The 25,308-nt window shown below is 62.7% G+C and carries 22 protein-coding genes and 1 pseudogene; 15 read left to right on the plus strand and 8 right to left on the minus strand.

The features are described 5' to 3' along the window. The first annotated feature begins 86 nt into the window (after window positions 1–86). The 5 genes from AC6BOR_RS09830 to tnpB all read left to right on the plus strand — a co-directional run bounded on the left by AC6BOR_RS09830 (window position 87) and on the right by tnpB (window position 7,682). Complete coding sequence (locus tag AC6BOR_RS09830) at window positions 87–779, plus strand: S1 family peptidase (protein ID WP_498058276.1); 693 nt, start codon at window positions 87–89, stop codon at window positions 777–779. Between the two features lie 490 nt (window positions 780–1,269). Continuing rightward, window positions 1,270–5,643 (plus strand): NACHT domain-containing protein, encoded by a 4,374-nt coding sequence (locus AC6BOR_RS09835; RefSeq protein ID WP_498058277.1) that lies wholly within the window; start codon window positions 1,270–1,272, stop codon window positions 5,641–5,643. A gap of 285 nt (window positions 5,644–5,928) precedes the next feature. Beyond that, entirely contained in the window at window positions 5,929–6,510 is a 582-nt protein-coding gene (locus AC6BOR_RS09840) for a recombinase family protein (RefSeq protein ID WP_498058278.1), read from the plus strand. 357 nt (window positions 6,511–6,867) lie between these two features. Continuing rightward, window positions 6,868–7,323, plus strand: coding sequence for an IS66-like element accessory protein TnpA (gene tnpA / locus AC6BOR_RS09845; protein ID WP_498058279.1), 456 nt, complete (start codon window positions 6,868–6,870; stop codon window positions 7,321–7,323). After that, window positions 7,320–7,682, plus strand: coding sequence for an IS66 family insertion sequence element accessory protein TnpB (tnpB, locus tag AC6BOR_RS09850; protein WP_498058280.1), 363 nt, complete (start codon window positions 7,320–7,322; stop codon window positions 7,680–7,682). Before tnpA ends, tnpB begins: the two co-directional genes overlap by 4 nt. A 118-nt stretch (window positions 7,683–7,800) precedes the next feature. On the opposite strand, the gene AC6BOR_RS09855 is transcribed toward tnpB, so the two are convergent. From AC6BOR_RS09855 to AC6BOR_RS09875, 5 genes and pseudogenes are all read right to left on the minus strand, one after another. Next, a protein-coding gene (locus tag AC6BOR_RS09855) for an IS3 family transposase (protein WP_498058281.1) occupies window positions 7,801–8,951 on the minus strand; the annotation gives its coding sequence in 2 pieces (ribosomal slippage) (window positions 7,801–8,699 and window positions 8,699–8,951; 1,152 coding nt in all). Between the two features lie 80 nt (window positions 8,952–9,031). Next, window positions 9,032–10,828 carry a DUF2357 domain-containing protein gene (locus AC6BOR_RS09860; RefSeq protein WP_498058282.1) on the minus strand — a complete coding sequence of 599 codons (1,797 nt, stop codon included), beginning with the start codon at window positions 10,826–10,828 and terminating at the stop codon, window positions 9,032–9,034. Next, entirely contained in the window at window positions 10,825–12,645 is a 1,821-nt protein-coding gene (locus AC6BOR_RS09865; RefSeq protein WP_498058283.1) for an McrB family protein, read from the minus strand. Before AC6BOR_RS09865 ends, AC6BOR_RS09860 begins: the two co-directional genes overlap by 4 nt. Then, window positions 12,614–13,654, minus strand: a complete 1,041-nt coding sequence (locus tag AC6BOR_RS09870) for a DNA-methyltransferase (RefSeq protein WP_498058284.1) — start codon at window positions 13,652–13,654, stop codon at window positions 12,614–12,616. Before AC6BOR_RS09870 ends, AC6BOR_RS09865 begins: the two co-directional genes overlap by 32 nt. 203 nt (window positions 13,655–13,857) lie before the next feature. Continuing rightward, a pseudogene (locus tag AC6BOR_RS09875) lies at window positions 13,858–14,340 on the minus strand (DDE-type integrase/transposase/recombinase); the annotation flags it as partial. A gap of 620 nt (window positions 14,341–14,960) precedes the next feature. Here AC6BOR_RS09875 and AC6BOR_RS09880 point away from each other — a divergent pair. Continuing rightward, window positions 14,961–15,263: a helix-turn-helix domain-containing protein gene (locus tag AC6BOR_RS09880; protein ID WP_498058285.1), complete on the plus strand. Its 303-nt coding sequence runs from the start codon at window positions 14,961–14,963 to the stop codon at window positions 15,261–15,263. A 110-nt stretch (window positions 15,264–15,373) separates the two neighbouring features. Here AC6BOR_RS09880 and AC6BOR_RS09885 read toward each other — a convergent pair whose 3' ends face one another. Both AC6BOR_RS09885 and AC6BOR_RS09890 read right to left on the minus strand, forming a co-directional pair. Next, window positions 15,374–15,874, minus strand: coding sequence for a YceD family protein (locus tag AC6BOR_RS09885; protein ID WP_498058286.1), 501 nt, complete (start codon window positions 15,872–15,874; stop codon window positions 15,374–15,376). Beyond that, window positions 15,871–16,419 carry a ubiquinol-cytochrome C chaperone family protein gene (locus AC6BOR_RS09890; protein ID WP_086115290.1) on the minus strand — a complete coding sequence of 183 codons (549 nt, stop codon included), beginning with the start codon at window positions 16,417–16,419 and terminating at the stop codon, window positions 15,871–15,873. Before AC6BOR_RS09890 ends, AC6BOR_RS09885 begins: the two co-directional genes overlap by 4 nt. A gap of 135 nt (window positions 16,420–16,554) precedes the next feature. Here AC6BOR_RS09890 and AC6BOR_RS09895 point away from each other — a divergent pair, with 135 nt between their 5' ends. The 3 genes from AC6BOR_RS09895 to AC6BOR_RS09905 all read left to right on the plus strand — a co-directional run bounded on the left by AC6BOR_RS09895 (window position 16,555) and on the right by AC6BOR_RS09905 (window position 19,584). Continuing rightward, window positions 16,555–17,037 carry an outer membrane protein assembly factor BamE gene (locus AC6BOR_RS09895; RefSeq protein WP_498058287.1) on the plus strand — a complete coding sequence of 161 codons (483 nt, stop codon included), beginning with the start codon at window positions 16,555–16,557 and terminating at the stop codon, window positions 17,035–17,037. Between the two features lie 11 nt (window positions 17,038–17,048). Next, window positions 17,049–19,139 carry a TonB-dependent receptor gene (locus AC6BOR_RS09900; RefSeq protein WP_498060646.1) on the plus strand — a complete coding sequence of 697 codons (2,091 nt, stop codon included), beginning with the start codon at window positions 17,049–17,051 and terminating at the stop codon, window positions 19,137–19,139. A 172-nt stretch (window positions 19,140–19,311) separates the two neighbouring features. Then, complete coding sequence (locus AC6BOR_RS09905) at window positions 19,312–19,584, plus strand: SWIB/MDM2 domain-containing protein (RefSeq protein WP_498058288.1); 273 nt, start codon at window positions 19,312–19,314, stop codon at window positions 19,582–19,584. A 73-nt stretch (window positions 19,585–19,657) separates the two neighbouring features. Here AC6BOR_RS09905 and AC6BOR_RS09910 read toward each other — a convergent pair whose 3' ends face one another. Beyond that, window positions 19,658–20,572 (minus strand): DMT family transporter, encoded by a 915-nt coding sequence (locus AC6BOR_RS09910; protein WP_498058289.1) that lies wholly within the window; start codon window positions 20,570–20,572, stop codon window positions 19,658–19,660. 222 nt (window positions 20,573–20,794) lie between these two features. Between AC6BOR_RS09910 and AC6BOR_RS09915 the strand changes: the two genes are divergently transcribed. From AC6BOR_RS09915 to sufC, 6 genes are all read left to right on the plus strand, one after another. After that, window positions 20,795–21,643: a helix-turn-helix domain-containing protein gene (locus AC6BOR_RS09915; RefSeq protein ID WP_498058290.1), complete on the plus strand. Its 849-nt coding sequence runs from the start codon at window positions 20,795–20,797 to the stop codon at window positions 21,641–21,643. 114 nt (window positions 21,644–21,757) lie between these two features. Next, on the plus strand, window positions 21,758–22,216 hold the full coding sequence (locus AC6BOR_RS09920) for an SUF system Fe-S cluster assembly regulator (protein ID WP_498058291.1): 459 nt from the start codon (window positions 21,758–21,760) through the stop codon (window positions 22,214–22,216). A 23-nt stretch (window positions 22,217–22,239) separates the two neighbouring features. Further along, the gene (sufB, locus tag AC6BOR_RS09925; protein ID WP_086115285.1) at window positions 22,240–23,751 is read left to right on the plus strand and encodes a Fe-S cluster assembly protein SufB; all 1,512 of its coding nucleotides are present in this window, start codon (window positions 22,240–22,242) and stop codon (window positions 23,749–23,751) included. After that, complete coding sequence (locus tag AC6BOR_RS09930) at window positions 23,751–24,170, plus strand: DUF6841 family protein (protein ID WP_498058292.1); 420 nt, start codon at window positions 23,751–23,753, stop codon at window positions 24,168–24,170. Before sufB ends, AC6BOR_RS09930 begins: the two co-directional genes overlap by 1 nt. Continuing rightward, window positions 24,167–24,556 (plus strand): hypothetical protein, encoded by a 390-nt coding sequence (locus AC6BOR_RS09935; protein WP_498058293.1) that lies wholly within the window; start codon window positions 24,167–24,169, stop codon window positions 24,554–24,556. The genes AC6BOR_RS09930 and AC6BOR_RS09935 overlap by 4 nt, the downstream gene beginning before the upstream one ends. Window positions 24,557–24,564: 8 nt before the next feature. Beyond that, complete coding sequence (gene sufC, locus AC6BOR_RS09940) at window positions 24,565–25,305, plus strand: Fe-S cluster assembly ATPase SufC (RefSeq protein WP_498058294.1); 741 nt, start codon at window positions 24,565–24,567, stop codon at window positions 25,303–25,305. Window positions 25,306–25,308: the final 3 nt, after the last annotated feature.

A 25,308-nucleotide genomic window follows, 5' to 3' on the forward strand; every position in this document is an offset into this window, starting at 1 on the left:
GCCAGACCCCGCTAGCGCGGCTCGCGCAGTCGATAGTGCCCGTCGGCAACAAGGAGGGCGTCCCGATCGGCAACCTATCGCTCTCCATGCCGATCCAGGATCCGAACCACGAGGACTGGATCATGGACATCCAGGGCACGGCCTTCCAGGTTGGCGAGGGTAAGCTCCTGACTTGCTGGCACGTCTGCAAGACGCTGCGGGTACCGGAGCGCCAAGCATATTACTACGCGAGCACGCGTGTCGGCGATCACCCGGCGCAGCGACCGTATCCCGTGGCGGCGCAACTCAATTTCATAGATCCGCGGACAAATGCCGGAAACCCACTGATCGATATCGCAATGTTAATCTCACCGGCGACTGACTCGGAGGAAGCCCCATACCTCGTGCCGAAAGTGACGTGGGGCGACTCTACTCGGCTCGGTGTCGGTGACAGAGTCGTGATCGGGGGATTCCCGCTCGGTAAGGACCTATTCTTCGCCTCGGCGACCAACCGCGGGCTCGTGCAGCCGTCGTTCTTCGAGGGAATCATCAGCGCGATTATCCCGGCGATCCAGCGTGGAGAGAGTCGGCTGCTGCAGATCAGCACCGTTAGCCTCGGTGGGATAAGCGGCGGCGTGGTGGCGGACCCGTCGACGGGCAAGGTCCTTGGCATGGTGACCAGTGGTCTGGACAGCGAAGGCGTTTCGCTCCCAGTCACTTTCGCGGTCCCCTCGGAGGTGTTGCAGCCGTGGTCTGATTCGATCAGCTACAAGACGCAGAGCGACGAAATCTGCAGGTGAGCACATCCGGCGTTTAACTTTTCGGATGCCTGTGAACCAAATCAGCAACAAACGAGCCGCTCGCTAATAATTGAGCCTGCTGAATTTGTTAATACGCACCACTTCTCTCTCCAGCGCGTCGTTTCGTCGCCGGGTTACCATCGATGGATAGACATCTTTCGGCGGGGCGCTCAATTAGTTCACTAAAGCACCGAACTTGGAGTGCGAATGAGCACGTGCAATGAGTCCGCAAGCCAGTGGTTGAGCTGACACTAAGCCATGTCTGCGAGCGGGCCGAATTCAGACTGGCCGATTTTAAGTCATTGACACGTCAAACCCGCCACTGCCTACCGGTCATGGAGCCGACTGGTTCCGCCAGATGCACCCAAGAAGAGGCGCGAATTGCCGGCCTGCCGCCCTTTCTCGGTACCTCATTGTCAGTTTTCGCGCCGCAGACATCAAAGACCGTCGGGGCGCTGTACGGACTCGACGGCGCTGATATAGAAAGAAGATGTTCGGGGAGCATTACGATCTCAGTCGCCGGTTTCGTCCGGCTACCAATGATGGGGACGAGGACAGGCCGTTTCGGGGGTTGTTCGGCGACGATCTTACATGCACGCCTGCGTGGACCGAACTTCTGGAGAAGCGTCGCACCATCGTCCTTGCCGAGGCGGGGAGCGGCAAGTCCAGCGAGTTCGACCATCAATGTTCCGTTCTGCGTCGGGCGAACAAATTTGCCTTTAAGGCGACTGTGCGTGACGTCGCGGACGCCGGCCTCGAGGCGTCGCTCGTTCCGACCGACCGCAAGCGATTTGCACAGTGGCGGGCGGACCCCGCCGCGGCGTGCTGGCTATTCGTGGACTCGGTCGACGAAGCCAAAGACCAAGGACATCATTTCGACACCGCCTGTCGGAAGCTGGCCGATGCGATCGCCGGGCTGGAGGAGCGCGTTCATCTCTACATCTCGAGCCGCTACACCGATTGGGATAAGACGGCCGATCGCACCTCGGTCGAGAAATGGCTCTCGCTTTCCGAGCCGCCCCCTCCCCCAACGGATGTCGCTGACGAAGTTCGCGCGACTCTGCAGAACCGGGACAAGAGTCCGCCGAAAGCGCGCGAAGAGATCGCTGTCCTGATCATGGAGCCGCTCAGCCGTTGGCAGGTCGAGCGCTTCGCGCGTGCCTCAGGCATCCAGACGATCGATGCCTTCTTGGCTGCGGTCGATCATGGCAGCCTCTGGGAATTCGCAGCGCGGCCGCTAGATCTCGGTTGGATGGTCGAGTTCTGGCGCGATCATAAGCGGCTCGGCTCGCTCCGAGAGATGATCGAAGCCAGCCTGAAGGCGAGACTGCTCGATCCCGACCCATTTCGCCGCAAGCGCGATCCACTTGATCTCGCGAAGGTCGCTCTCGCCCTCGACCGGATTGGAGCAGCCTTTTTGCTGTGCGGGCGAGATTCCGTGCGTGTCCCTGCCGTGGGCCTTCAACTGTCGCCTGCCGAACGCTCGATGCCGATCGAAGAGATCCTGCCTGACTGGCCGGACGGCGAGCGGCTCCTGCTGCTGGGGCGCCCGGTCTTCGACCCGGCGACGTTAGGCCGGGCGCGGCTGCACAACGACAATGAGGCAACGCTGCGATGCTATTTGATGGCGCGCTGGCTGGAACGGCTTCTCGCTGATGGCTGTCCCGTCGCGGTAGTGAGCGATCTCCTGTTTGCCGACACCTATGGCTATCGGCTGGTTCGGCCGGAGATGGTCGAGGTGTCGGCATGGCTGGCCGGGGCAAATGATGTGATCGCCGACTTACTGATCGCTCGGTCGCCCTATAATCTTCTGCGCTACGGGGATCCGGGGTCGTTGCCGATACCGGTGCGGGTCAAGGCATTTGCAGCGGCGCTCGCGCAGGTTGAGTCGATTGATCCGCAGAGGCTCTGGTTCGGCGAGCAGGGCCTTCGCCGGTTCGCCAATCCCGGTCTCGACGATCATATCGCGGCTTGGTGGGAGATCGCCAAAGGCAATGAGGACGCGCGGCACCTGCTGTTGCGGCTGGTCGATTTCGGGGGTCAGATAGGCGGTCTCCCCGTTGTACGTCATGTCGCCTATGACCCCAGCACTGACGAAATCACGCAGCTGCTCGCAGGCCGTGCTCTTCTTAAACTCGGCGACAAGGCAGATCGCAAAGCCTATGCACGGCATGTTGCGGAGCATGGGTCCAACCTCTCACGCTCGATCATTCTCCAAGCCCTGAACGAGCTGTTCCCGGAAGAGATCGATGTTGAGACATTCTTCGCGTTGATCGATAAAGCCGGGGTAACGGCCGAGGACGACATTGCGTCTATACTGCCGCTGGGCAGTGAGCTGCCTGCGGGCTTGACGCGCCGGGAAGACCTGCACCGGTTCCTGACGGAGGTCGTCGCTCGCTCCGGCGATCTTAGCGGCGACACGGTCGACGACGGCAAGTCGTTTCGCGAGGCCTTCTCGGAGATGGCCGCCAGTGCGGCGCTTCGTCTTCTCGACTATCATCCGACGGACATCCCCGATGTCGTTACTGATCTCTTCCTATTGCTTCACGAAACGCACCGTCGGACCGGGTCCGAGGCAAGCTTCAAGACGCTGGGCGAAGCATTTAGCGCATCGCCGGGGCGACGGCGCACCTCGCTTTGGCGGTCTATCGAGCGGCTACGCACGCACCCCTATGCGCGTAACAATGGCGAGCTCGACATCTGGTTCGTCCAGCATCTCGGATGGCCGGTGCTGCTGAGCCTCGCTGACATCGACTGGCTCCTCCTCGATGTGCGGGAGCGAACCGACCGGCAGGAACGGCTGACGGCGCTCCGCGCGGCGCATACGCTCTGGCGGCAGTTAAGGGGCGCAGGCGCGGACCTGCAGCGCATTGTCGATGCCGTCGCCGACGATGCGGAGTTCTCGGCCCAGCTTGCCGCCTGGCGGTCGCCGCCGCCCGAGACGCCCGAGATGGTCGAGCGGACGGCTCGGTTCGAGACGGCGCGGAAGCGCAATGAGGATCTAGCGGAAGCGCGCGACCAGAGCTGGGTCGACCTCATCAACACGCTCCGTGGCGATCCGGGCTTCTTCGACAGCTTGTCGCCTCAGACCGACGAGACAGTAGACTCGCGCCTCTATCATCTATGGCAGTTCCTCTCCTGGCGAACCCAGTCCCGCTCGCGCTACTCGATCGACAGCCTTGATGTGGTTGAGCCAGTGTTCGGGCCGGAGATGACAAGCCGCTTCGGCGAGGCTTTGATGGCGTTCGCCTATAATCGCACTCCGGTCGGAACCGTCGAAGAGGCCGCCCAGCGCCGCACGGTCACGAGCTTCGACATCATGGCATTAACCGGCATGTCGCTGGCGGCAGCCACGGTCCCGAAATGGGCGGAGCAGCTCGATCCGGCCCGCGCCGCGCAGGCGGCGCGGCTGGCCGTGATCGAGCTCAACGGATTCCCCGCCTATCTCCTACCGCTCAGCCAAGCCCATCCCGAGGCCGTGCGCTCGGTGTTGTGGCGGGCGTCCCACGCCCAGCTCGATCGGCTCGATAAGGTGGACCACGGGATGCTGGACCGGCTGGAATATGCCGATGGCGTGTTTGCCCGGCTGCTGGTTCCGGACCTGATTGGTTATCTGCGCGACCATGACGATCTCGCGGCCGTTGCGCTCGAGAAGATCGTCTCGGTGCTGATCCAGGCGCACCCTTTCCCAGCCGAGGGGTTGGCGGAGCTGGCCGAAGCGCGCGCGGCGGCGGCGACCGACCCAGTGATCGCAGCCTACTATCTGCTGATTCTCTTCGCGCTGAAGGGTGATCGTGCCGTCGACCGGCTGCGCGAGAAAATGAGTACGTTCGACGGCCATGACCAGGCCGCCTTGTGCTGCACCTTGTTACCGCGGCTGTTCGGTAGCCGGTTCAATCGCACCGTGGGACCGCCACTGCCTCTTTCCGCTGAGCGGCTCGAGCAACTGCTCGTCATTGCATTCGAGGGTATCCGGCCCGCGGACGACATCGTGCGCGCAAACGGCAAAGTCTATTCGCCGGGAGTGCGCGATGAGGCGCAGGACGCGCGGAATATGATCTTCGACAGGCTGCTGAAGACGCCTGGCGAAGCGACGCAGGCCGCGATCCGCCGCTTGGCGGAGATTCCTGATTTCCCCATCGGAAGAAAGCATTTGCGCATCCATGCCGAGCGGCATGCCGAGACGAATTCGGAGCTGGTCGCCTGGCTGCCGTCCGACGTGGTGGCGCTCGAGAAGAGTTTCGATCGCGCGCCGCGCACGACGGAAGATTTGCAGCAGATAGTGCGGCGCAGGCTTGAGGCGATTGAGCATGATCTTCTTCACGGCAAGTTCGCGCAAGGCGATACGCTGCAGGGACTGGCCGACGAGAATGCCGTCCAACGATGGGTCGCGACCCAGCTCGAGGCGCGGCGCAACGAAGCCTATACTGTACAGCGCGAGACCCATCTCGCAGACGAAAAGGAACCTGACATCACGCTGACGAGCCGGCATGGCGGCGTCGACCTGCCGGTCGAGATCAAGGTGGCGGATAGCCTTTCGGTCAAGCAGTTGGAGGCGGCTCTCGAAGTTCAACTTTGCGGTCAGTATCTGCGCCACGAGAAGGCGCGTCACGGCATCCTGCTCCTTGTCCACCAGCAGCCGCGCCCGGGCGGCTGGGAGATCGCACCGGGCGCCCCACTTGTCCCCTTCTCCGCCGTAATGGATCACCTTCATGCGCGCGCACGGGCGATGCGCGAAAGCGCGGCGACCGGTCCGCAACCGATTGTATGCGCGATCGACGTCTCCGGAGTAATCCCGCTGAAGTACAAGCGCGCGGTCGCGCGCGCTCAACGCAACTCAAGCGCAGCGAAGCCCAAAAGATAGATCACGGCGTCGTCGAAGCAACCTACCTGACGCCTTGGCATTGGCATGCACCGAATAACCGGGACTGGGGCGCATGCCCTCGCTATCGAAAGATCGGGATGAGGGAGTGAAGCTGCCTGACCCGCTCTGTCCGTAAACCGATCCTCAATCGGACATTCGGATGGCAGCCTGATCGGCGGCCCGCGGGGCAGGGGGTGCCCTCGGTAAGCTCGCAAACTGTCAAGTCTCATATAGGTGGTACTTTGATATTTGCATTGAAGGTGACTTAAACGTACACTGACCCCTATGACCGGGATCGCCATTGGCTATGCGCGCTGCTCAACTGACCGGCAGGACCTGACCGCCCAACGGGAAGCTTTGATCAGGTTGGGCGTGGAGGAGGCGCGGATCTACACCGACCACGGCCTGACCGGCACGAACAGGGCGCGGCCTGGCTTGGATCAGGCGCTGGCCGCAGCCCGGGCGGGCGACACGTTCGTCGTGCCGAAACTGGATCGCTTGGCGCGCTCAGTCCCGGATGCGCGAGCCATCGCCGATGAGCTGAAGGGCAGGGGGGTCAAACTGCAGATTGCCAGCACGGTTCATGACCCACTCGATCCCATGGGCAAGATGTTCTTCAACATCCTGGCCACCTTCGCCGAGTTCGAGAGCGACCTCATTCGCATGCGCACGCGCGAAGGGATGGCTGTCGCCCGGGCCAAGGGGAAGCTGAAGGGCAAGCAGCCCAAACTGTCGGAGAAGCAGCAGAAGGAGTTGCGCCGGATGTACGACACTGGCGATTATTCCATCAGCGACCTGTCGGAATTATTCCAGGTGTCGCGCCCCACTGTGTATCGCACGCTGGCGCGGAACCGGAAGGCTGGCTGACAATGCCTTAAGTCTTATACGGTGCCAGACGGCGGAAGCAGGTCTGCATAAGAGTTGGCACCAAAAGGGCTCCGGTGCGGGAGATCAGTCAGCGGCGGGCAGATTGTAGCGGTCCATGATGAACTGATCCCCCTCGATGCTGATCTCAACGGCTTCGTTGATCAGCTGCTCGGCTTCGTCGATATGGTCGAGCAGAAAATTGAACAGCTTCCGCTGTAGAGCTGGCGGTACCTGAGGTACGAATATTACAACGCCAGCATGGATCGGCTCTTGGTAAGCGCTGTTTTGACCCCATCTTGCTGACGGCGGTTTGAGCCGCGAGTCCTGCTGGCCCGGTTTGCTGGCGGTGCTGATGCTATGAGGATGTCATGTGACGATGCTAGCGCGATCCATGATGTGGATGCGCGGATCGAGGTGTTCACGGCGAAGGCGCGGCGGCGTGTCTGGTCGGATGAGGACAAGGCGCGGATCGTTGCCGAGAGTTATGCCGATGGTGGCGGCACGGTCTGCGATGTGGCGCGCCGGAACGGCATTTGTCCGAGCCAGCTGTTCACCTGGCGGCGCCAGTTGCGCACGCCGGTGGCGCTGGTCGACCCGCCACTGTTCGTGCCGGCCGTGGTCGAGGCACCGGCCGCCGTCGCGGCGCCGTCTGACCGTTCGCACCAGTCTGGCCGTCGTGCACGCCGGTCACGACGGACGGCATCTGCCGCGCCGATCGAGGTCAGCATGGACGGCATCTCAGTGCGCATCGGCCGTGGCGCCGATGCCGCGCTGATCACGGCGGTTCTGGACGCGCTGAAGGGCCGCCGATGACGAGCCTGGGCCCGACCGGCGCCACGCGGGTGCTGGTGGCAACGCGGCCAGTGGATTTCCGCAAGGGGATGGACGGGCTGGCGGCGCTGGTCACCGCCGAGCTTGGCGGCCAACCCTACTCCGGCGTCGTGTATGTGTTCCGCGCGAAGAAGGCTGATCGGATCAAGCTGGTCTGGTGGGACGGCACCGGCCTGTGCCTGATGGCCAAGCGCCTGGAGAACGGCCGGTTCAGTTGGCCCGGCGTGCACGACGGGGTAATGCGGCTGACCGCTGCCCAGCTTGGCGCCCTGCTGGAGGGACTCGATTGGCGGCGTGTGCACCAGGCGCGTCGCACCAAGGTGCCGCACTCTGCGGGATAACCCGTTGATCCTGCGTTACATTGACTCAGTCGATCAGGTCCCACTCGACGCGCGTGTGCGCGCGTGATTCCTTCTGCTCATCGTGCTGACCGTGACGTGCACCCCTGATTGGTACCGATCAGAAGTAGAGTCCTGTGCTTTGATGGCTGATGGTTGATGTGATGGCAACGGGGTTGGGGGCATGCCCCCAACCCCGTTGGCCGGCGATCTCGGCAGGGGTGCATCCGCCCAGTTTCGAGTGCGGCCTGACGGTGTTGTAGTCGTGCTTCCAGGCCGCGAGGATCGATCTGGCGTGCGCCAGCGATGTGAACAGGGTCTCGTTCAGGCATTCGTCGCGCAGCCGGCCATTGAAGCTCTCCACGAAGGCGTTCTGCGTCGGCTTGCCCGGCATGATGTAGTGCCATTCCACCTGCCGCTCCTGTGCCCAGCGCAGGATGGAGGTCGAGGTCAGTTCGGTGCCATTGTCGCTGACCACCGTCAGCGGCTTGCCGCGGACGGCCGCCAAGCTGTCCAACTCCCGCGCCACCCTTGCACCGGACAGCGACGTGTCGGCCACCAGCGCCAGGCACTCACGCGTGAAGTCGTCGACCACGCACAGGATGCGGAAGCGCCGGCCGCAGGCGAACGCATCACTGACGAAGTCGAGTGACCAGCGCTGGTTCGGCCCCTGCGGCATCGTCATAGGTGCCCTGGTGCCCAACGCCCGCTTGCGGCCGCCACGGCGGCGCACCTTCAACCCTTCTTCCCGGTAGATCCGCAGGAGCTTCTTGTGGTTCGGCGCATGCCCTTCGCGCGCCAGCAGATACCCCAGGCGCCGATAGCCGAACCGCCGCCGTTCGCCAGCCAGCTCACGCAACCTGGTGCGCAAGCCAGCATCATCGGGACGGGTCGGTTCATATCGAACCACCCGCCTCGCGACACCGATCAGACGACACGCCCGCCGCTCGCTCAGCCCGAACGTCTCCCGGGCATGGGCGACCGCATTCCGCTTCGCGTCGGGCGTCACCATTTTTTTGAGCTGATGTCTTTCAACACGGCGATATCCAGCATCGCCTCCGCCAGCAGCTTCTTCAGCTTGGCGTTCTCATCCTCCAGCGACCGAAGCCGCTTGGCCTCGGACACCTCCAGGCCACCGTACTTGGCCTTCCATTTGTAGAACGTCGCCGAACTGATCCCGTGCCGCCGGCAGACCTCGGCAGTCGCCATGCCCGCCTCCTGCTCCTTCACGATCCCAATGATCTGCTCGTCCGAAAACCTGCTCCGCTTCATGCGTCCGTCTCCTCGAGAAACGGACTCTACCCAAAAATGGGACCAATTCAGGGGTGCACGTCAATTGCGGCGCACCGTTCTTAAGCTTGAGTAACAGGCCCGGCCAGCCCGTTCCAAGCCAAATCTTCGGCCGGCAATTGAAGCAACCATTCTAGCCAATCCGATACAAGGGTCGTGTTTCCCGGTAGGAACGGAAGCGCGCCAATCCCAAGAGTTGAAAGGGACGTACGTAGCTTGCTCGTAGCCCCATATTGCTCAGTTTCTTCTCTTGTCAGAGGGAATAGCGCGACCCCACGAACGACGGGTCTATACTTCTCGTTTTGGCTGATGACGATTGCATCGCGATAGCGGTGCAAAGCGTTAATGGCCTCAATTGGGGGGCCAGGCGCACCAAATTTTTCGCGGTACTGATAAGACGCGTCTACTCGGTACTTAGCATCCAAAACGATGATTATGTCTGGCCTATCACGCTCCTCTACGCGGATCACAATGTCTGGCTTCTGTTCTCCGGTTTCGCCTCCAAAACCTCGGTTGTAGGCTATATAGAACGTTCGCTCGTTTCCACGAAGCGGGATTTCACTTTCTCTCCCAGCTTGTAGATCGACGCGCAGTGCCCCATTGTAGGGCTTAACCAATTCCGTCAAATCGCGTTCGGTATTGGTGTAAGTAGACACCAGATCGACAACTGTCAGATAACACCATAACTCGTAGAGGTCGTGGATGTCTTTTGTTTGGAGTTGCAACGCATTTCCACTGACAGCTAGGCCAAGTCGCAAGCCCGAGAGAATTCGGTACGCGTCTCGATAACCGGGGGCGCCGAGCATGGTCAGCGAAGGCGAAGTTTGGCGGGCCGGTGAAGTTGCCTGACGCAGAAAATCCATCTGCAGCAACGATCCCACGCTGTCGGCGAGGTCACTTACCTCAGCCTGCTCTGCTACGCGACGCTCACCGACTGCGCGCTGCGTCTTGCGCGCTTCGTTCGCCAGCGCCACTTGCAGAGATCTTAGCTGCTGGAGAACAAGCCCTGTTTGAAGTCGAAGCCAGCAATGCTCTGGGGTGTTGAGAGCGCTCACTGCTGTTACGCTGTCGACAACTCGCCGTACTGGACCGAGTCCAGGCACTTGATCGACTGTGCCGCTACCCTTGCCTCGCATAATGGCGCGTCTTGCAACGCTATCGAGCCTACGAATCCTGTGGTTAGCAGTGGGTCGCACCTCACGAATCAAATGACGGAAAGGCCTTTGATTGATGTGTGCGAATGCCCTCTGTAACTCAGCGACCTGCTGCCGAAGGCTGGACAGCCACTCAATCTCCGTGGTTTGGCGTTGAGTGCGATCTCCAAGTCGATGGGTAGACCGCATGTATTCCAAGGCGAGTCCGCGAACGCTGGCTGCCACTTCGGAAATTAGATGTTCATAGTCAGTAGCGTAGTCGATTTTTGTCGGCACCACCTCGAGCGCGATGTCCAGATGGCGGTCAGCGAATGCCACCGTAAATGGCAAAACGCCGATTTGCCGCCCTAAGTTGAATGTTCCGCTAACGATCTTCCGTTCTGGGCGGCTAGTCAGGTCCCGCGTAAAAAGTGGATCCCTATGGCGTATTACCGGCGCCGAAACGTTGCCTTCGATCCATACGTGGTAGGTGACATCCTCGAAGAGAACTGGGCCTCCTGTCCGCGACGGGTCCCACTCCTGTTCGATTCCTGCGAAGTTGAGATAGGTGGCTCGAATTATGTCGACGCTTCCGGAGAGGACCAATCGCCCTAACCCGCTAACGTCGATGCCTGCCAAGAGACCAGCACGAGGCTCATGGCTGCCACGTACCTCAATCAGACCCTCGCTTGTCTCGATCGTAAGCAGAGCCGTATGTTTGGTCATAACCAAAACGACGTAAATCCAGTTTCATCGAGCCTCTGGAGCATCATCCGCAGCCTGTCAGCACAAAATGGAAACGACTCCGTCTCGATTCCAGTTGTCGATGCCGTGGCGCCCTGTGGGTCGGCCCAGATTATGAGTTGTTCTAAACTCGTCCGTAGCGCTGGACCTGTACCCTGAATTCGCGGCAAGACCTTCATCGCGATAGCCACGTCAAGCGCGTTGATGACTGATGCATCGCTACCGACAAAGCTCTCCGGGCAGTCCTGTGCGCTGAGTACAAACATGGCAATCTCGTCCCGAACCCGGTATCCAATCTGCATCTGCAACGGGCGCAGGGCTTGATTGATCGTCTCAAGTGCGGTGATCACACGACCGATATCATCATGATTGTGATTTGGGTGGGCAGCTAATGACAGCGCCCGCTGTTCCCAGTCTTTTACCGACCAGCTGGCTGATGGCGTGACAGCAGTTGGAGGGTTCACAGACGATAACGACACGGTCGAGAATTCGATCACAAAGCTACGATCAAGAACCTTGCGCGAGAATCCAAACGTTGTCTCGTCCATATTCACTGAGCCAATAATTGTGAGGTTCCCTGGCAAACAAACCCTCTGCCACTCGTCATCAGAGGCATTTGGAACTAATGGATCGGAAGCTATAGAACCATCAGGTCTGACTTCGCGCTCTTCAATGTGACTTAGCACTTCAGCAAGGTAGTACTCAACACGCGCAACATTCATCTCATCAAGCAACACGAAGAATTGCTGATCCGGGTTGTGCTGCGCTTCACGAGCCACGCGAAGTAAATGCCCAGGAACAAAGGTGGCCCCGGCGCCAAGTCTTTCGTAACCTAAAAGTTCGCTGCTGTCAGTCCAATCGGGTCGAACAGGTATGCGACGGAACTGAGCGCCTGTGGCTTCTGCGACAAGCTTTGGTAACTTGGTCTTGCCTGTGCCTGAGATGCCGGCGAGGATAACAAATGGCTTAGTACGAACTGCAGTGATAAACGCCGCTATCTGCCAAGGATCAAACACAAATCCCTTGGCGGATACAAAATTAACCACGTCGTCTATAGCGTTTGTTCCACCTTTTGAACCAAGTGTAGCGGTGTTTGAAGATGCAGGTTTCTGGCTCTGTACAGGGGGCACGGGTAGGTAATCCCCAGGGCTAGCGACAGTCGGAGCTGTGACAATTTGAGCGTCGAACGTCGGTTCGTTTAGGAAGAGGCCCGCAATCTCTTCATCGGTAATCCCGCACCGAGCGCGCATCTCCTCGATGAGGGAATGTGCTAGCTGATCATTGTCCAAGTTTGGCAATGTATCTATATCAAATCCTCTAAAATACCAAATCGCTAGATCAATCAGGCGTGGTTTTTCGGGGAATGTCTGGGTCTCTGCATTGAGAAAGAAAGAAGATAATTCAGAGGCGTTTCGAACAACAGGACGGAACTGTTTCGGAGATGTCCCATCCAAGAGTTCGATTGGCCTGTCATTTTTGGACTGCCAACGGCTAGCTGTGTCGCTTGGCCCGTTGGAAGGATATTTTTTAGTGCGATACCCGCGCCCACTGTCTCGGCGCGCACCTGGAGGCAGGAAATAGGGACGTTCTGACTGCGTCGGGTCTGCAACCTTTGTTAGTTCTTCGATGGCTTGATTATAAGGTCCGGCCTTTATTCCAGTAACAACGGTGCCAGCAACCGGATCTATCACCAAGGCTCGCTTGAACACCAAATAATCAAGAAGAATGCTCTGCCCTCGGGACTCCCCGAGACGATCGACAGCTCCCCTAATCGTCGCCGGGCTCAGATAACTCGTCATACCCCTCCTTGGACCCCACCGTCAAAGCTGCATTAAGGTGCCTCAGCGCTGCAGCCGCCTGTTCGCAATAATCTGGGCTGATATCAATTCCGATTGAACGAAAACCATGGGATCGAGCAAACACCGTAGTTGTGCCAGACCCATTAAATGGATCAAGAACGATACCATTCGGCGGAGTGGAGGCCAGTATCGGTATTCGGATCAAGTCTTCGGAAAACGATGCCTTGTGAGCCCCATTGCCGTTCGATGGCCTGACCTCCCACGTATCGAGCGGAGGTAAAACGCTACCAGACGGCATCTCCCTTCCAACGGGAAGGCGGTTGAAATAGTACCATCGGCTTGCTGTTAGGTGAAAAACGTACTCATGCGACATTGAGCAACGATCACGAACTTGGTCGGGCACAGGATTGGGCTTCTTCCACACATTGTCGTTGCGCACCAGCCAACCCTCATCTTGGAGAGCGATCGCTAGGCGGTGAGGAATTAGCAAGAGTTGCTTGGGACGAGCCCATTTTCCGTCACCGGGCTTGTCTTGTGGCCGAACGCCGAACCTGCGCGCCTCCTGCTTGGCCTCCTTACTTTTGTGCGCCCCCTTCCCGCTCCAGTATGTGTCGCCAATGTTGATCCAAAGAGAACCTGTGTCACTCAGAACGCTTCGACAAAGCCTAAACACTTCAACGAGCTCTTCAATGAATTTTGAAGGATGATCCTCATGACCTATTTGCCCATCAACACCGTAGTCACGCTGCCCATAGTAGGGCGGCGAAGTCACAATACAATCAACTTTTAGACCGGAATCGATTAGCTTTTTCAGTTCCTCCTTAACTCCCCCACAGAGGAGTATGGATTGATCATCAGCATAGAATGCACCATCAGTTATTTTTCGGTTTTTAAAGGCCTTTTGCGAGGCCACCAACGGGTGAAGCGCACGGTTTGCGGGCGTGTCCTTTAGTTCACCGCTATCATCAACAGACGCGCTCGATGGCGGAACAGGTCGAAGGTGATTCAAGGCGCGCTTGCTCCTCGGCTGTGGCGCGACGGTGGGCACTCGTTCAACTCCTTTGTGTCGGTTCTCGACCGCAGAAAACCGCTGAAGAAGGAACCGAAAGGCATCGTGATAGGTATTAGGCGGCAAGCTAGCGATGTTGCAAGCGCTGAACCGCGCCGGGTTTGCCGGAGGCTATATGGTTTGTTTCTCGCGGCGATGGCTGTTCAATGGATCATGGCACAATGGCGTTCCTCTGTCTCTGCAGGCGGGATGTTGCCGATGGGCTCGAGCAGTCGGCGGTGATTGAACCAGTCGGCACATTCTAGCGTCGCGTATTCAACGGCTTCAAGCCATCGCCAAGGGCCGCGTCGATGAGCGACCTCGGCCTTGTAAAGGCCATCCACCGTCTCGGCCAAAGCGTTGTCATCGCTGTCCCTAACCCTGCCGTTTGACAGTTGGAATCCAGCTTCGGCGAGCCGTTCATTGTAGCAGATCGAGAAAGTTTGGCTGCCACTGTCAGAGTGGTGGATGAGGTCACCACTGCGTGCCGGCCGGCCTACATACAGCGCCTACTCTAATGCATCCAGAGCGAAACCTGCATGCGCTGTGCGTGTTGCTCGCCAGCGCACGATATGGCGGGTGAACTTGTCGATGACGAAGGCCACATATCGAAACCACCGCCGCCCAGAGAGGCGCGTGATCCCGCTCGTGGTCCAGCACCATCCGTACCCCCGTTCCCCCACCTCGGGCGTATACTTGTTCGTTGTCTTGCTCATGGGGACTCCACGTTCTCAGAAGTTGGAGCCTCCGGCAAACCCGGCGTGGTTCATTGCTGGCCCGACGACGGCCCTTGAGCCATCCCGCTAACATCTCTTGGACGATTCCGGACGCGCGTTAGGCCGGGCCTGACGCGTCCTCCGAAGGATGCAGAATTCACTCCTCAGCACTTTATCGCTGTCGAGCCAGTTCCCTAGCGAGCGCTAGTGCCACGATCTTGAAAGCGTCACGTTCTCGCCTAATCAGCTCAGTTGGGTCGAAGCTCTGCTGCAAGGCTCGAGCTGGTCCGAGTTGGTTGGAGGTGCGCTTTGATGCAGCTGTCCAGCGATATAGAGTCGACTGACCAATGCCATAGATATCGGCCAGCATTGGGATGCTGAACTGTCCGGACAGTGCGTGCGTCACCGCCAGCTCGCGAAACTCGTCCGTCGCCCTATAGCCCATCCGGGCTGAGCGTCTTTTAACCGCAGCCACCACCGACCTCCTCTGTCCTTCCGAATGTATCTTAAAACCGGTCGTCACGGAACCTGCAAGACGAAAGAGTCGGGGGGTGAAGAGAACACCCCGTAGCGAACTTCGAGACGTCCTCGCCAGGAACATCAGGCTGGCGCGGGCTGATCGGAACTGGTCGCAGGAGAAACTCGCATTCGAAGCGGGCCTGAACCGCACTTATGTGAGTGCCGTCGAGCGGTCTGAACAAAACATGTCTGTCGACAATATGGCACGCATCGCAATCGCGTTGGGCGTGGAACCGTTCAGGCTTTTGTTGCCTTCCTCGCCGAAGCCGCGAGACGGCTGCTTCGAATCAGATGGAGCGGGCAACGAGCAAGCTAAGCCGAGTCCGAACGGTTGAATAGTTACACACTGATGGAAGATAGACCAAAAATGTGTTGATTAATCAGCAAGAAAGAGGTATTCCGAACAGACAGTTACAGAGTTTCCCCGTAGTTACCATTTTGAGGCCTATTTGCCCTTCAGCACCGCAAACGGGCTGCGCGCCTCGGCGGCTTCTTCCTCGCTGAGCAGGCCGGGCACGCTGCCCGGGCGGCGCGGATAGGGATCGAGGCCGAGCGCCAGCGCCTGGGCGGCGATTTCGCCCAGATCAACGATGTCGCCAGCCAGCGGCTCCACATCCAGATCATCGGCGGCCAGTTCGATCTCGCCGCCATCGGGCGCATCGCTGAGCAGCAGGGCCACGGCCTCCTTCAGGCGGAAGGGCACCGGCTCCCCGCTGGCCACGCAGGCCTGATCGCCGGTGGCGGTCACCGTGCCGGTGACACGGATGCCGGCCGCCTCGCGCTTCACCTCGAAACTGGCCGAAAGGTTGGTCAGGGCCAACAGGTCAAAGCGGGCCGCCAGCGCCGCCCGCTCCGCATCATTGGCGCTGATGGCCACGCGCCGCACCGTGCCGCCGATCTCGTGGGCGCGCAACGGATGGCTGAATTCCGGCACCGGCGCGGTCAATTCGCCGGCTCCATGATGCCGGCGTTCAACCGGGCAAAGCTGGTGGCAGCAAGGCGGCCCGACAGGCGGCGGGTTTCGCCCACCACATGCCGCACGGCCGCATCGGGCACATCGGCGCCGCGATAGAGATTGCGCTGCAGCGCCTCGGCCATGGCATCGGCGTCGCCGCGGGCGGCGCGATAGGCGCCCAGCCGGCCGCCCAGCGCCGCCATCATCTGGCCCAGATGGCGCGGCACCGCCTGATCGGAAATGCCGTCCTCGCGCAGATTGGCTTCCATGTCGGCGATGAAGCGATCAGCCAGATCGGCCGACAATTGCGCCGCCGGGTGGCGGACATTGCCGCCCGTCACCTGTTCCAGCCGCAGCAGCAGCAGCGACAGCACCAGCGCCACCATGTCGAAGCGGCCATCCAGCGTGTCGGGCACGGCGCCATCCAGATACCAGTCTGGCCGGCGCGCTTCGGCCACCACGGCGGCATAAAGCTGCTCCACCGGGCTCGGCGGTGCCCCGGCAACCAGGCGTTTCAGGCTCGCAAGGATCGACATGCGGCAAGCGCTAGCATAATCGCCGCGACTGACATAATGACAACGCGAACGGGATTGTCGCACGGGTTGCCGCCTTTGGGCAGCCGGCGGCGGCCCGCAGCCGGGGGCGGGGGCGTCGACCGGTCTGGAGCCAGAATGATGAAACGCAGTGTGACCCTGATGATGTTGACGGCGGCGGCGCTGGCCAGTGCCGGCTGCTCGCGCATCAAGGCCAACCAGGGCTATCTGATCGATGAAACCCTGTTCACTTCGATCCTGCCGGGGGTGGACAACCGCGAATCGGTGTCGCGCACCCTGGGCCGGCCCACCTTTGCCGCGCAGTTCGACACCGGCAGCTGGTATTATGTCAGCCGCCTGACCGGCCAATATGCCTTTGTCGCGCCCAAGACGCTGGCGCAGCAGGTGCTGGTCGTCAGCTTTGATGCCGAAGGCAATGTGGCCAAGGTGGAACGCCGCGGCATGGAGAAGATCGCCCGCATCAACCCGGTGGACGACAAGACGCCGACGCTGGGCAAATCCGAAGGCTTTTTCGAAACCCTGTTCGGCAATGTCGGTGCGGTGGGCGCCGCCGGCGGCCCGCTGGGCGGGCAGCCCACCGGTCGCGACGGCCCGCGCTGAAGCGCCCCGTGATGCGGCCGCCCGCATTGCTGGCATCGGCCCTGCTGGTGCTGGCACCAATCCCTGTGGCACCGCTGCTGGCGGCCGAGGCTGCGCCACTGGCCCAGCCCCGGCTGCAGGGCTGGCAGGCCGACCGGGCCGCACAGGATGTCATCAAATCCCTGTGGTGGCTTGATCCCGATGCCCGCGATGCCCGCGCGCCCGCTACGCTGGCCGATGGCCTGCGCGCCGCGCCGGGCTGGCTGGCGCTGCCCGGCCCCGGCAATGGCACGGCGGCATTGATCACCCAACATGGCCGCGCCCGGCCCGATATCGCCATCAACGGCATCAGCCTGCCCGGCCAGGCACCGTTGCTGCCGGCGCTGGGCGATGCCGATCTGCTGCTGGCCAGCGGGCCGGATGCCGGCGATGCGGCGGGCAGGCTTGCCCATGATCTGCGCCGGGCCGGCACCCAACTGGCCGGCGCCGGCGAATTTGCTGCGGGCGGTTTTGGCAGCCGGCGCGTGCTGGGCCGGCTGGACCTGCCGCTGGGCACCGGCGTGCGACTGGGCCTGGGCGGCCAGTTGCAGCATGATCTGGGCTGGCTGAACAATGTCGCCACCGGACAACGGCTGAACCGCGGCCAGCGCGCCGGCCTTTCGGCGCTGGTGGATCTGGATCTGGCACCGGGTCTGCGCTGGGCCGTATCGGCGAGTTATCACCGGTCGCAGGCGGGCAATCTGCCGGCAAGCCGCTGCAATCCGCTGGCGGCGACAATGTGCGACGGCCGTTACATCGCCAGCACGGCCACCACCAACCTCGCCTTTGATGCCCCCGGCCTGTGGGGGCCGATCAGCGCCGATCTGGCCCGGCAGCCATTGGGCCAGCGCGCCGATCTGCAGCTTTATGCATCTGATTTCAGCTGGGAATCCGGCCGCTTCACACTGGCGTTGCACAATGGCTTTGCCCGCCAGACCGGGCGGCTGGGGCTGGATCTGGCGGGCAACGGCCAGGTGGCGCGGCTGGTCACCAACGGCCAGCAGCACCGGCTGACGCTGACGGCGGATTTCAATGTGCTGCGCCTTGGGCTGGAAGCCGGCGTGACCGACAGCAGCGAGACCCGGCTGGCGGCCGACACAAGCGGCGTGGGCAGTGGCAGCCAGCTGATTGTCGACCGGCGCATCAGCCAGACGCAGACCGGACGCTACATCATGGGCCGGGCAAGCTGGCAGGCCAGCGGCCGGCTGGAACTGGCCGGCAGCCTGCGCCTGACCGACAGCGACGTGACCCTGGCGCTGACCGACCGGCGCGCCGCCTGCCTGCCAGGCGAGTGCCTGGTGCTGCCGGCCGCGCCGCGCCAGCAGGCGCAATTGGTTACCGGCGATATCGGCGCCGGGCTGGCGCTGGGTGAGGCGCTGATCTTTGTGCGCAGTGCCCGCACGGCGCGGCTGGTGGGCTGGAATCTGCTGGCGCGCAGCACTGCCGGTCTGGCGGCGCTGCCGCGCGAAACCGGCTGGCATCACGAAGCCGGGGTGAAGGGCGATCTTTGGGCCGGCCGGCTGCGCCTGAACGCCGCCGGCTTTGTGGACCGCACCCGCGCGCCTGTGTCGCCGCTGCTGGGCCTGGATCCGCTGGCGGCGGTGAACCCCGGCAATGCGCTGATGCGCAACCATGGCCTTGATCTGTGGGCCAGTGCCCGGCCGCTGCCGGCGCTGGAACTGGCCGGCAGCCTGGCGGTGCAGCAGGCGCGCTGGCAGGGCGCGGCGCCGGCTGGCGGGCCGCCGCGGCCGCTTTATGCCCCCGATGTCAATGCCAGCCTGTCGGCCGCCTGGCACCAGCGGCTGGCCGGTGCCGGTGCCGATCTGGTGCCGCGCGTGACGGCGCGGTGGCGCAGCGCCATGCAGGTGGCGGCGGCCGGGCTGCCCGGCGCCCCCGGCGGTCTGGCCCCGGCGGGTTGGCAGGTGGATGCAGCGGTGCAGTTGGACATCAGCGAGGGCGGCTGGCTGGTCAGTCTGGAGTGTGACAACTGCCTTGATCAGGTGATGGTGGATGGCGCGGTGGCCGGTGCCGCCACGCTGAACCGGCCGCGCTGGTGGCAGATCCGCTTCCTGCGGCGGTTTTGACCGGCAAACTGGTGGCAGTTTTGTCACGTTCAACCGGCTTTGGCCGTCACCAGCCTGGCATTCACGCATTTTGCGCTTGCGCTTCGCTGGGGAAGCCCGCTTTAAGCCATTCATCAGGGTCAATCTGATGTGACCGGCCTCAAAAGGGCCAGCAACAACGAAGGGGATTGAGATGGCCAAGGACGCCAAGCCCGCGGGCAAGAAGATGGACGCGTTGATGAAGCCGCTGACGCCGCAGGGCCCGCTGGCGGCCGTGGTGGGCAATGACCCGCTGCCGCGTGGCCAGGTGGTTGCCAAGGTGTGGGATTATATCCGCGCCCACAACCTGCAGAAGCCGACCGACAAGCGCATGATCGTGGCCGATGCCAAGCTGAAGGCGCTGTTCGGCAAGGACGAGTGCTCGATGTTCGAAATGAACAAGTTCATCTCGGCCTATCTGAAGTAAGCCGCCCGGCTGAACTGGATGCAAAAAGGGCGCTGCACCAAAGGGGTGCAGCGCCCTTTTTCATGGCAGGCGTTCAGGCCGGCTTGCCGACCGGCAGGCGCGCCACCACGAGGGCGGCGACCACCAGCCCGGCACCAAGCAGCTCGGGCGGCCCCGGCACCTCGCCAAAGCGCACCGCGCCGATGAAGGCGCTGATCGCCGGCTGGACCAGCAGGGTGAGGCCGACGACCAGCGGCGACAGGTGGCGCACCGCATAGACGATCAGGCCCTGGCCGATGACCTGGCTGCCGATGGCAAGCGCGATGATCGGGGTCCAATCCTGTGGCCAGAACCGGCCAGCGGCTGCGAGTGGGGCGAGGGCAACGGCAGACGCCAGCGTGGCCAGCGCCAGGGCGGGCATCGCATCCAACCGGCCGCGCAGCTTTTCGATGGCGATCAGATAGACGGTGTAGAAGACGGCGGCGCCAAGGCAGAGAAGGTCGCCAGCCAGATGGGTGGCCGACAGTTCGGCGCTGCGGCCGAGCAGCAGCGCCATGCCGGCCGCAGCCGTGGCCAGCGCCCACCATTGCGGCCGGCTGAGCCGCTGGCGCAGCGCAACCAGGCCATAGAGCGGCAGCAGGAAGGTGGCGGCATTGGCCAGCAGCGTGGCGTTGGCCAGCGTGGTGCGCATGATGCCGAGGTGCCAGACCGACAGATCGGCGGCAAACGCGACGCCCGCCAGCCCGGCCAGCGCCAGCCCGCTGCGGCCGGCGGCGGGCAGGCCGCGCCCGCCCGGCGCTCGCAAGGCAAACAGCAGCAGGAACGGCACCGCCAGCGCCTGGCGCCAGAAGGCGGAGGCAAGCGGCGCCACATCGGCCAGCCGCACCAGCCACGGCCCGAAGGCGAGACAGGCGGAACCGGTGACCATCGCCGGAAAGGCCAGCCGCCCTGCGGTTCTTGGGGTGGAAATGCTGCCCATCGGCCCGGCATAGGCGGTTGCTGCAGGCATTGCAGCGCAAAAAACCGCAATTTTGTCGGAAATCTACAATAGCGCCGCCCGCTGCTGCCGTATCACCATCATGCGACCCGTGAAGTCCTGCCTTGGCAGGGCTTTTCGAAACTCAGAGGCCCTGGCACCCGCCGGGGCCCCTTTTTTTGCCACTTTTCCCTGCCAGCATGCATATCGTGCAACGGTTGGCGGCCGTGCACGCCAGCCATGTCAGGAGGGGGCATGATCAGCATCCGCTATTTCGCCCCGCATCCGGCGCTGCGGCAGCATGTGTCATCCTATTACTGGTTTGAATCGGAACTGCCGGCCTTTGCCGATCTGATGCGGGCGGAACTGGGCCAGATCCGGCTGGTGGTGGCTGGCGAGGCCAACAATGATTATGGCGGCGGCCGGGTGCGGCCTGGGCGCGGCGCGGTGTTGCAGGGGCCAACCAGTGTGCCGGTGCATTATCGGGCCAATGGCCGGCTGGCGCTGTTCGGGATCGGGCTGTTGCCGCGCGGCTGGGCCGAGCTGGTGGGCGTGCCGGCCGCCGATCTGGCCGATGATGCGGTGGATCTGGCCGGCGTGTTGCCAGCGCCGGCGGTGGCGGCCCTGTTGGACGGCGTGGCCAATGCCGGCAGCGATGGCCGGCGCTGCGCCGTGGTCGATGCATTCTTGCACCGCCGGCTGGAGGGCGCGCGCGATGCCCATGCATGGTTTACCGGGTTGGCTGATGGCTGGTTGACCGGCAGCGGCAATCCCGACGTGGATGCGCTGGTGGCGGCCAGCGGCATGTCGGCCCGATCGGTGGAACGGCTGTGCCAGCGCATCTATGGCGCTTCGCCCAAGCTGCTTGCGCGCAAATATCGGGCGCTGGGTGCGGCGGTGCGGCTGGCCAGCGGCGAGGCGCTGGATTGGGCCGAAGCGGCGGGCGATGCCTTTTATGATCAGGCGCATTTCATTCGTGAATTCCGGGCCTTCACCGGGTTGACCCCGGCGCGGTTCCTGGCCGAGGCGGCCCCGGTGACGCGGTTGACCATTGCCCACAAGCGGCAGCTGCCGGGGCTGCCCCGCCTGGCCCTGATGTCGTGATCGGCGCGGCTGCGGCATGACCGCCGCACCAGGCTGCAAAACTTGACTATTCGGGGCAGGCGGACCATAACCCGACCAGATTTGTCCACTTTGCCCGAGCGTGGCGGGGAAGCCTTGATTCGACTGACCAATCTTGCCGATTATGCCGTGGTGGTGATGGCTGCCGCCGCGCGCGAACCGTCGGCGAAACTGTCGGCGGCGCGGGTGGCGGAATTGACGATGATCCCGCCGCCCACGGTGGCCAAGCTGATGGGCACGCTGGCGCGCGGCGGGCTGCTGATGGCGTCGCGCGGGGCGGCGGGCGGCTTCACCCTGTCCCGCGAGCCGGGGGCGATCAGCGTGGCGGAAATCGTCGAGGCGGTGGATGGGCCGATCGCGCTGACCAGCTGTGTGTCGGGCGATGTGCAGGATTGCGCCATGGAAGGCCATTGCGCCATCCGGGGCCATTGGCCGCCAATCAACCAGGCCGTGCGCGGGGCGCTTGCCGCCGTGTCGCTGGCCGATCTGGTGCAGCCGGCGGCAGCGGCGGCATCCGGGCCAGCCGTGGCAACCGCCACCGCGCTGGCCGATTGAACGAACCGGAAAAGAGTTTGACCATGTCTGATGAAGTGTCTGCCGACACGGTGAACGATGCTGCAGCGCCGGTGCAGGATGCCGAGGCCCGCGCCGCGGTTGAGGATCTGGCCACCTACAAGTGGGGCTTCACCTCGGATGTTGAATCCGAACTGGCACCCAAGGGCCTGAATGCCGACACGGTGCGCTATATCTCGGCCAAGAAGGGCGAGCCGCAGTGGCTGCTGGACTGGCGGTTGAAGGCTTTTGCCAAGTGGGAGGCGATGGAGAGCCCGGATTGGGCCAAGCTGAACATCGCGCCGATCGATTATCAGGATGCCTATTACTACGCCGCGCCCAAGGCCAAGCCGAGCCTGAAATCGCTGGACGAATTGGATCCCGAAATCCGCCGCACCTATGAGAAGCTGGGCATCCCGATCGAGGAGCAGAAGGTGCTGGCCGGGGTGGAAGGCGCCCGCAAGATTGCTGTCGACGCGGTGTTCGACAGCGTGTCGGTGGCCACCACCTTCCGCGAGGAGCTGCGCAAGGCCGGGGTGATCTTCCTGTCCATTTCGGAGGCGGTGAAGGAGTTTCCCGATCTGGTGAAGAAGTGGCTGGGCAGCGTGGTGCCCGTCACCGACAATTATTTTGCCTGCCTGAACAGCGCGGTCTTTTCCGATGGCACCTTCGTCTACATCCCTGAAGGCGTGCGCTGCCCGATGGAGCTTTCCACCTATTTCCGCATCAACGCCGCCAACACCGGCCAGTTCGAACGCACGCTGATCATTGCCGACAAGGGCGCCTATGTCTCCTATCTGGAAGGCTGCACCGCCCCGATGCGCGACGAGAATCAGCTGCACGCCGCGGTGGTGGAGCTGGTGGCGCTGGACGATGCCGAGATCAAATATTCCACCGTGCAGAACTGGTATCCCGGCGATGCCGACGGCAAGGGCGGCATCTACAATTTCGTCACCAAGCGCGCCAACTGCCTGGGGAAGAACAGCAAGGTCAGCTGGACCCAGGTCGAAACCGGCAGCGCCATCACCTGGAAATATCCCAGCTGCGTGCTGTCGGGCGAAAACAGCGTGGGCGAATTCTATTCGGTGGCGGTCACCAACAATTGCCAGCAGGCTGATACCGGCACCAAGATGATCCACATCGGCAAGGGCAGCAGCTCCACCATCGTGTCGAAAGGGATTTCGGCCGGCCGGTCGAACGGCACCTATCGCGGGCTGGTGCGCGTGGCCGCCACGGCGGAGGGTGCGCGCAACTTCACCCAGTGCGACAGCCTGCTGCTGGGCAGCCAGTGCGGCGCCCACACCGTGCCCTATATCGAGTGCCGCAACCCCAGCGCCACAATCGAGCATGAGGCCACAACCTCGAAGATCAGCGACGATCAGCTCTTCTATGCCCAGTCGCGCGGGCTGGATGCGGAGGCTGCGGTTGGCCTGATCGTCAACGGCTTCTGCCGCGAGGTGCTGCAACAACTGCCGATGGAATTTGCCGTCGAGGCGCAAAAGCTGCTCGGCCTCAGCCTGGAAGGCTCGGTCGGGTGATGCAGGCCGATGTTCAGGCCTTTTTCGCGGCCTATGCCGCTGCATTTGCCCGGCAGGACAGTGCGGCGCTGGTCGCGGCCTGGTCGTTCCCGGCGCTGATTTCGGGCCCCGGCGCTGCCCTTGCCTGTGACGAGGCGCTGTTCCGCCGCAATGTCGAGGCGCTGTTCGGCTTTTATGACCGGCAGGGCGTTGCCGATGCCCGTGCCACCGTGACAGTCGTGGTGCCGCTCGCACCGGGCGTCGTGCTGTCCCACACGCACTATGCAATGCTGGCCGGCGATGGCGGCGTCATCACCGCGTGGGACACGCAATATCTGCTGCGTGACCGCGGGCAGGGCTTCCGGGCCTTTGCCGCCGTCAGCGATGGCGAAGTGGCGGCCTGGGCCGCGCGCGGCACGCCCCTGGGGTCGCGGGCATGACGCGCGCCCCCGCCCTGCTGGTGCCGCTGCTGCTGCTCGCCGCCTGTGATGCCGCACCGCCGCGCGTCGATCCCAAGGGCCAGCAGCTGCGCGCCGAACTTGACCAGCTGACTGCCGATTTCGGCAAATGCGTCGACGACAAGATCGCCGCCGCCGATGTGTCCAAGGATCCCGCCGGCAGCATCGCCATCGCGGCGGTGAAGGCCTGCCGGCCGATCCGCAATGCCCTCACCCTGAAAGTGGCGTCCTTCGACCGCTTTGGCCATCCCAATCACACGCCCAATCAGGCCGAGGCCGTGGCCCAGGCCAGCGTGGGCGTGATCGAAAAAGAAGTGCGCGAGAATGCGGTGGTCACCATCGTCAAGCGCCAGAACCAGATGAAGTGAGCCCCCACATGCTGATCATCGACAATCTTCATGCCGAAGTGGACGGCAAGCCCATCCTGAAGGGCCTGTCACTCACCGTGAACGCCGGCGAGGTGCACGCCATCATGGGGCCGAACGGCGCCGGCAAATCCACCCTGTCCTATGTGCTGGCCGGGCGTGACGGCTATGACGTGACCGGCGGTTCGGTGACGTTCCGGGGTGAGGATCTGCTGGCCAAGGAACCGCATGAGCGCGCGGCGGCCGGCCTGTTCCTGGGCCTGCAATATCCGGTGGAAATCCCCGGCGTCTCCAACCTCCTCTTCCTGCGCACCGCATTGAACGCCCAGCGCACCCTGCGCGGCGAGCCCGAAGTGTCGGGCGCCGAGTTCATGAAGCTGGCCAAGGCCGCCGCCGAAAAGCTGGGCCTGCCGTTCGACATGATGAAGCGCGCGGTGAACCAGGGCTTTTCCGGCGGCGAGAAGAAGCGCAACGAAATGGTGCAGATGCACGTGCTGAAGCCGTGGCTGGCCGTGCTGGACGAGACGGATTCGGGCCTCGACATCGATGCGCTGCGTGTCGTGTCCGAAGGCATCAACGCCATGCGCTCGCCCGATCACGCCACGCTGCTGATCACCCATTATCAGCGGCTGCTCGATTATGTCGTGCCCGATCATATCCATGTCCTGATGGATGGCCGCATCGTCCATTCGGGCGGTGCCGATCTCGCCCACAAGCTGGAGGCGGAAGGCTATTCCGCGCTCGCCGCGTGACGG

The sequence above is a fragment of the Sandarakinorhabdus sp. FBCC-B8862 genome (genome assembly GCF_059745315.1).

Bases quoted from the DNA above. Each gene is read 5' to 3' on its own strand.
- AC6BOR_RS09830 (WP_498058276.1), top strand. From the start codon at position 87: ATGCCGATCCAGGATCCGAACCACGAGGACTGGATCATGGACATCCAG.
- AC6BOR_RS09835 (WP_498058277.1), top strand. From the start codon at position 1,270: ATGTTCGGGGAGCATTACGATCTCAGTCGCCGGTTTCGTCCGGCTACC.
- AC6BOR_RS09840 (WP_498058278.1), top strand. From the start codon at position 5,929: ATGACCGGGATCGCCATTGGCTATGCGCGCTGCTCAACTGACCGGCAG.
- tnpA (WP_498058279.1), top strand. From the start codon at position 6,868: ATGAGGATGTCATGTGACGATGCTAGCGCGATCCATGATGTGGATGCG.
- tnpB (WP_498058280.1), top strand. From the start codon at position 7,320: ATGACGAGCCTGGGCCCGACCGGCGCCACGCGGGTGCTGGTGGCAACG.
- AC6BOR_RS09860 (WP_498058282.1), bottom strand. From the start codon at position 10,828: ATGACCAAACATACGGCTCTGCTTACGATCGAGACAAGCGAGGGTCTG.
- AC6BOR_RS09865 (WP_498058283.1), bottom strand. From the start codon at position 12,645: ATGACGAGTTATCTGAGCCCGGCGACGATTAGGGGAGCTGTCGATCGT.
- AC6BOR_RS09890 (WP_086115290.1), bottom strand. From the start codon at position 16,419: ATGTCGATCCTTGCGAGCCTGAAACGCCTGGTTGCCGGGGCACCGCCG.
- AC6BOR_RS09895 (WP_498058287.1), top strand. From the start codon at position 16,555: ATGATGAAACGCAGTGTGACCCTGATGATGTTGACGGCGGCGGCGCTG.
- AC6BOR_RS09900 (WP_498060646.1), top strand. From the start codon at position 17,049: ATGCGGCCGCCCGCATTGCTGGCATCGGCCCTGCTGGTGCTGGCACCA.
- AC6BOR_RS09905 (WP_498058288.1), top strand. From the start codon at position 19,312: ATGGCCAAGGACGCCAAGCCCGCGGGCAAGAAGATGGACGCGTTGATG.
- AC6BOR_RS09910 (WP_498058289.1), bottom strand. From the start codon at position 20,572: ATGCCTGCAGCAACCGCCTATGCCGGGCCGATGGGCAGCATTTCCACC.
- AC6BOR_RS09915 (WP_498058290.1), top strand. From the start codon at position 20,795: ATGATCAGCATCCGCTATTTCGCCCCGCATCCGGCGCTGCGGCAGCAT.
- sufB (WP_086115285.1), top strand. From the start codon at position 22,240: ATGTCTGATGAAGTGTCTGCCGACACGGTGAACGATGCTGCAGCGCCG.
- AC6BOR_RS09930 (WP_498058292.1), top strand. From the start codon at position 23,751: ATGCAGGCCGATGTTCAGGCCTTTTTCGCGGCCTATGCCGCTGCATTT.
- AC6BOR_RS09935 (WP_498058293.1), top strand. From the start codon at position 24,167: ATGACGCGCGCCCCCGCCCTGCTGGTGCCGCTGCTGCTGCTCGCCGCC.
- sufC (WP_498058294.1), top strand. From the start codon at position 24,565: ATGCTGATCATCGACAATCTTCATGCCGAAGTGGACGGCAAGCCCATC.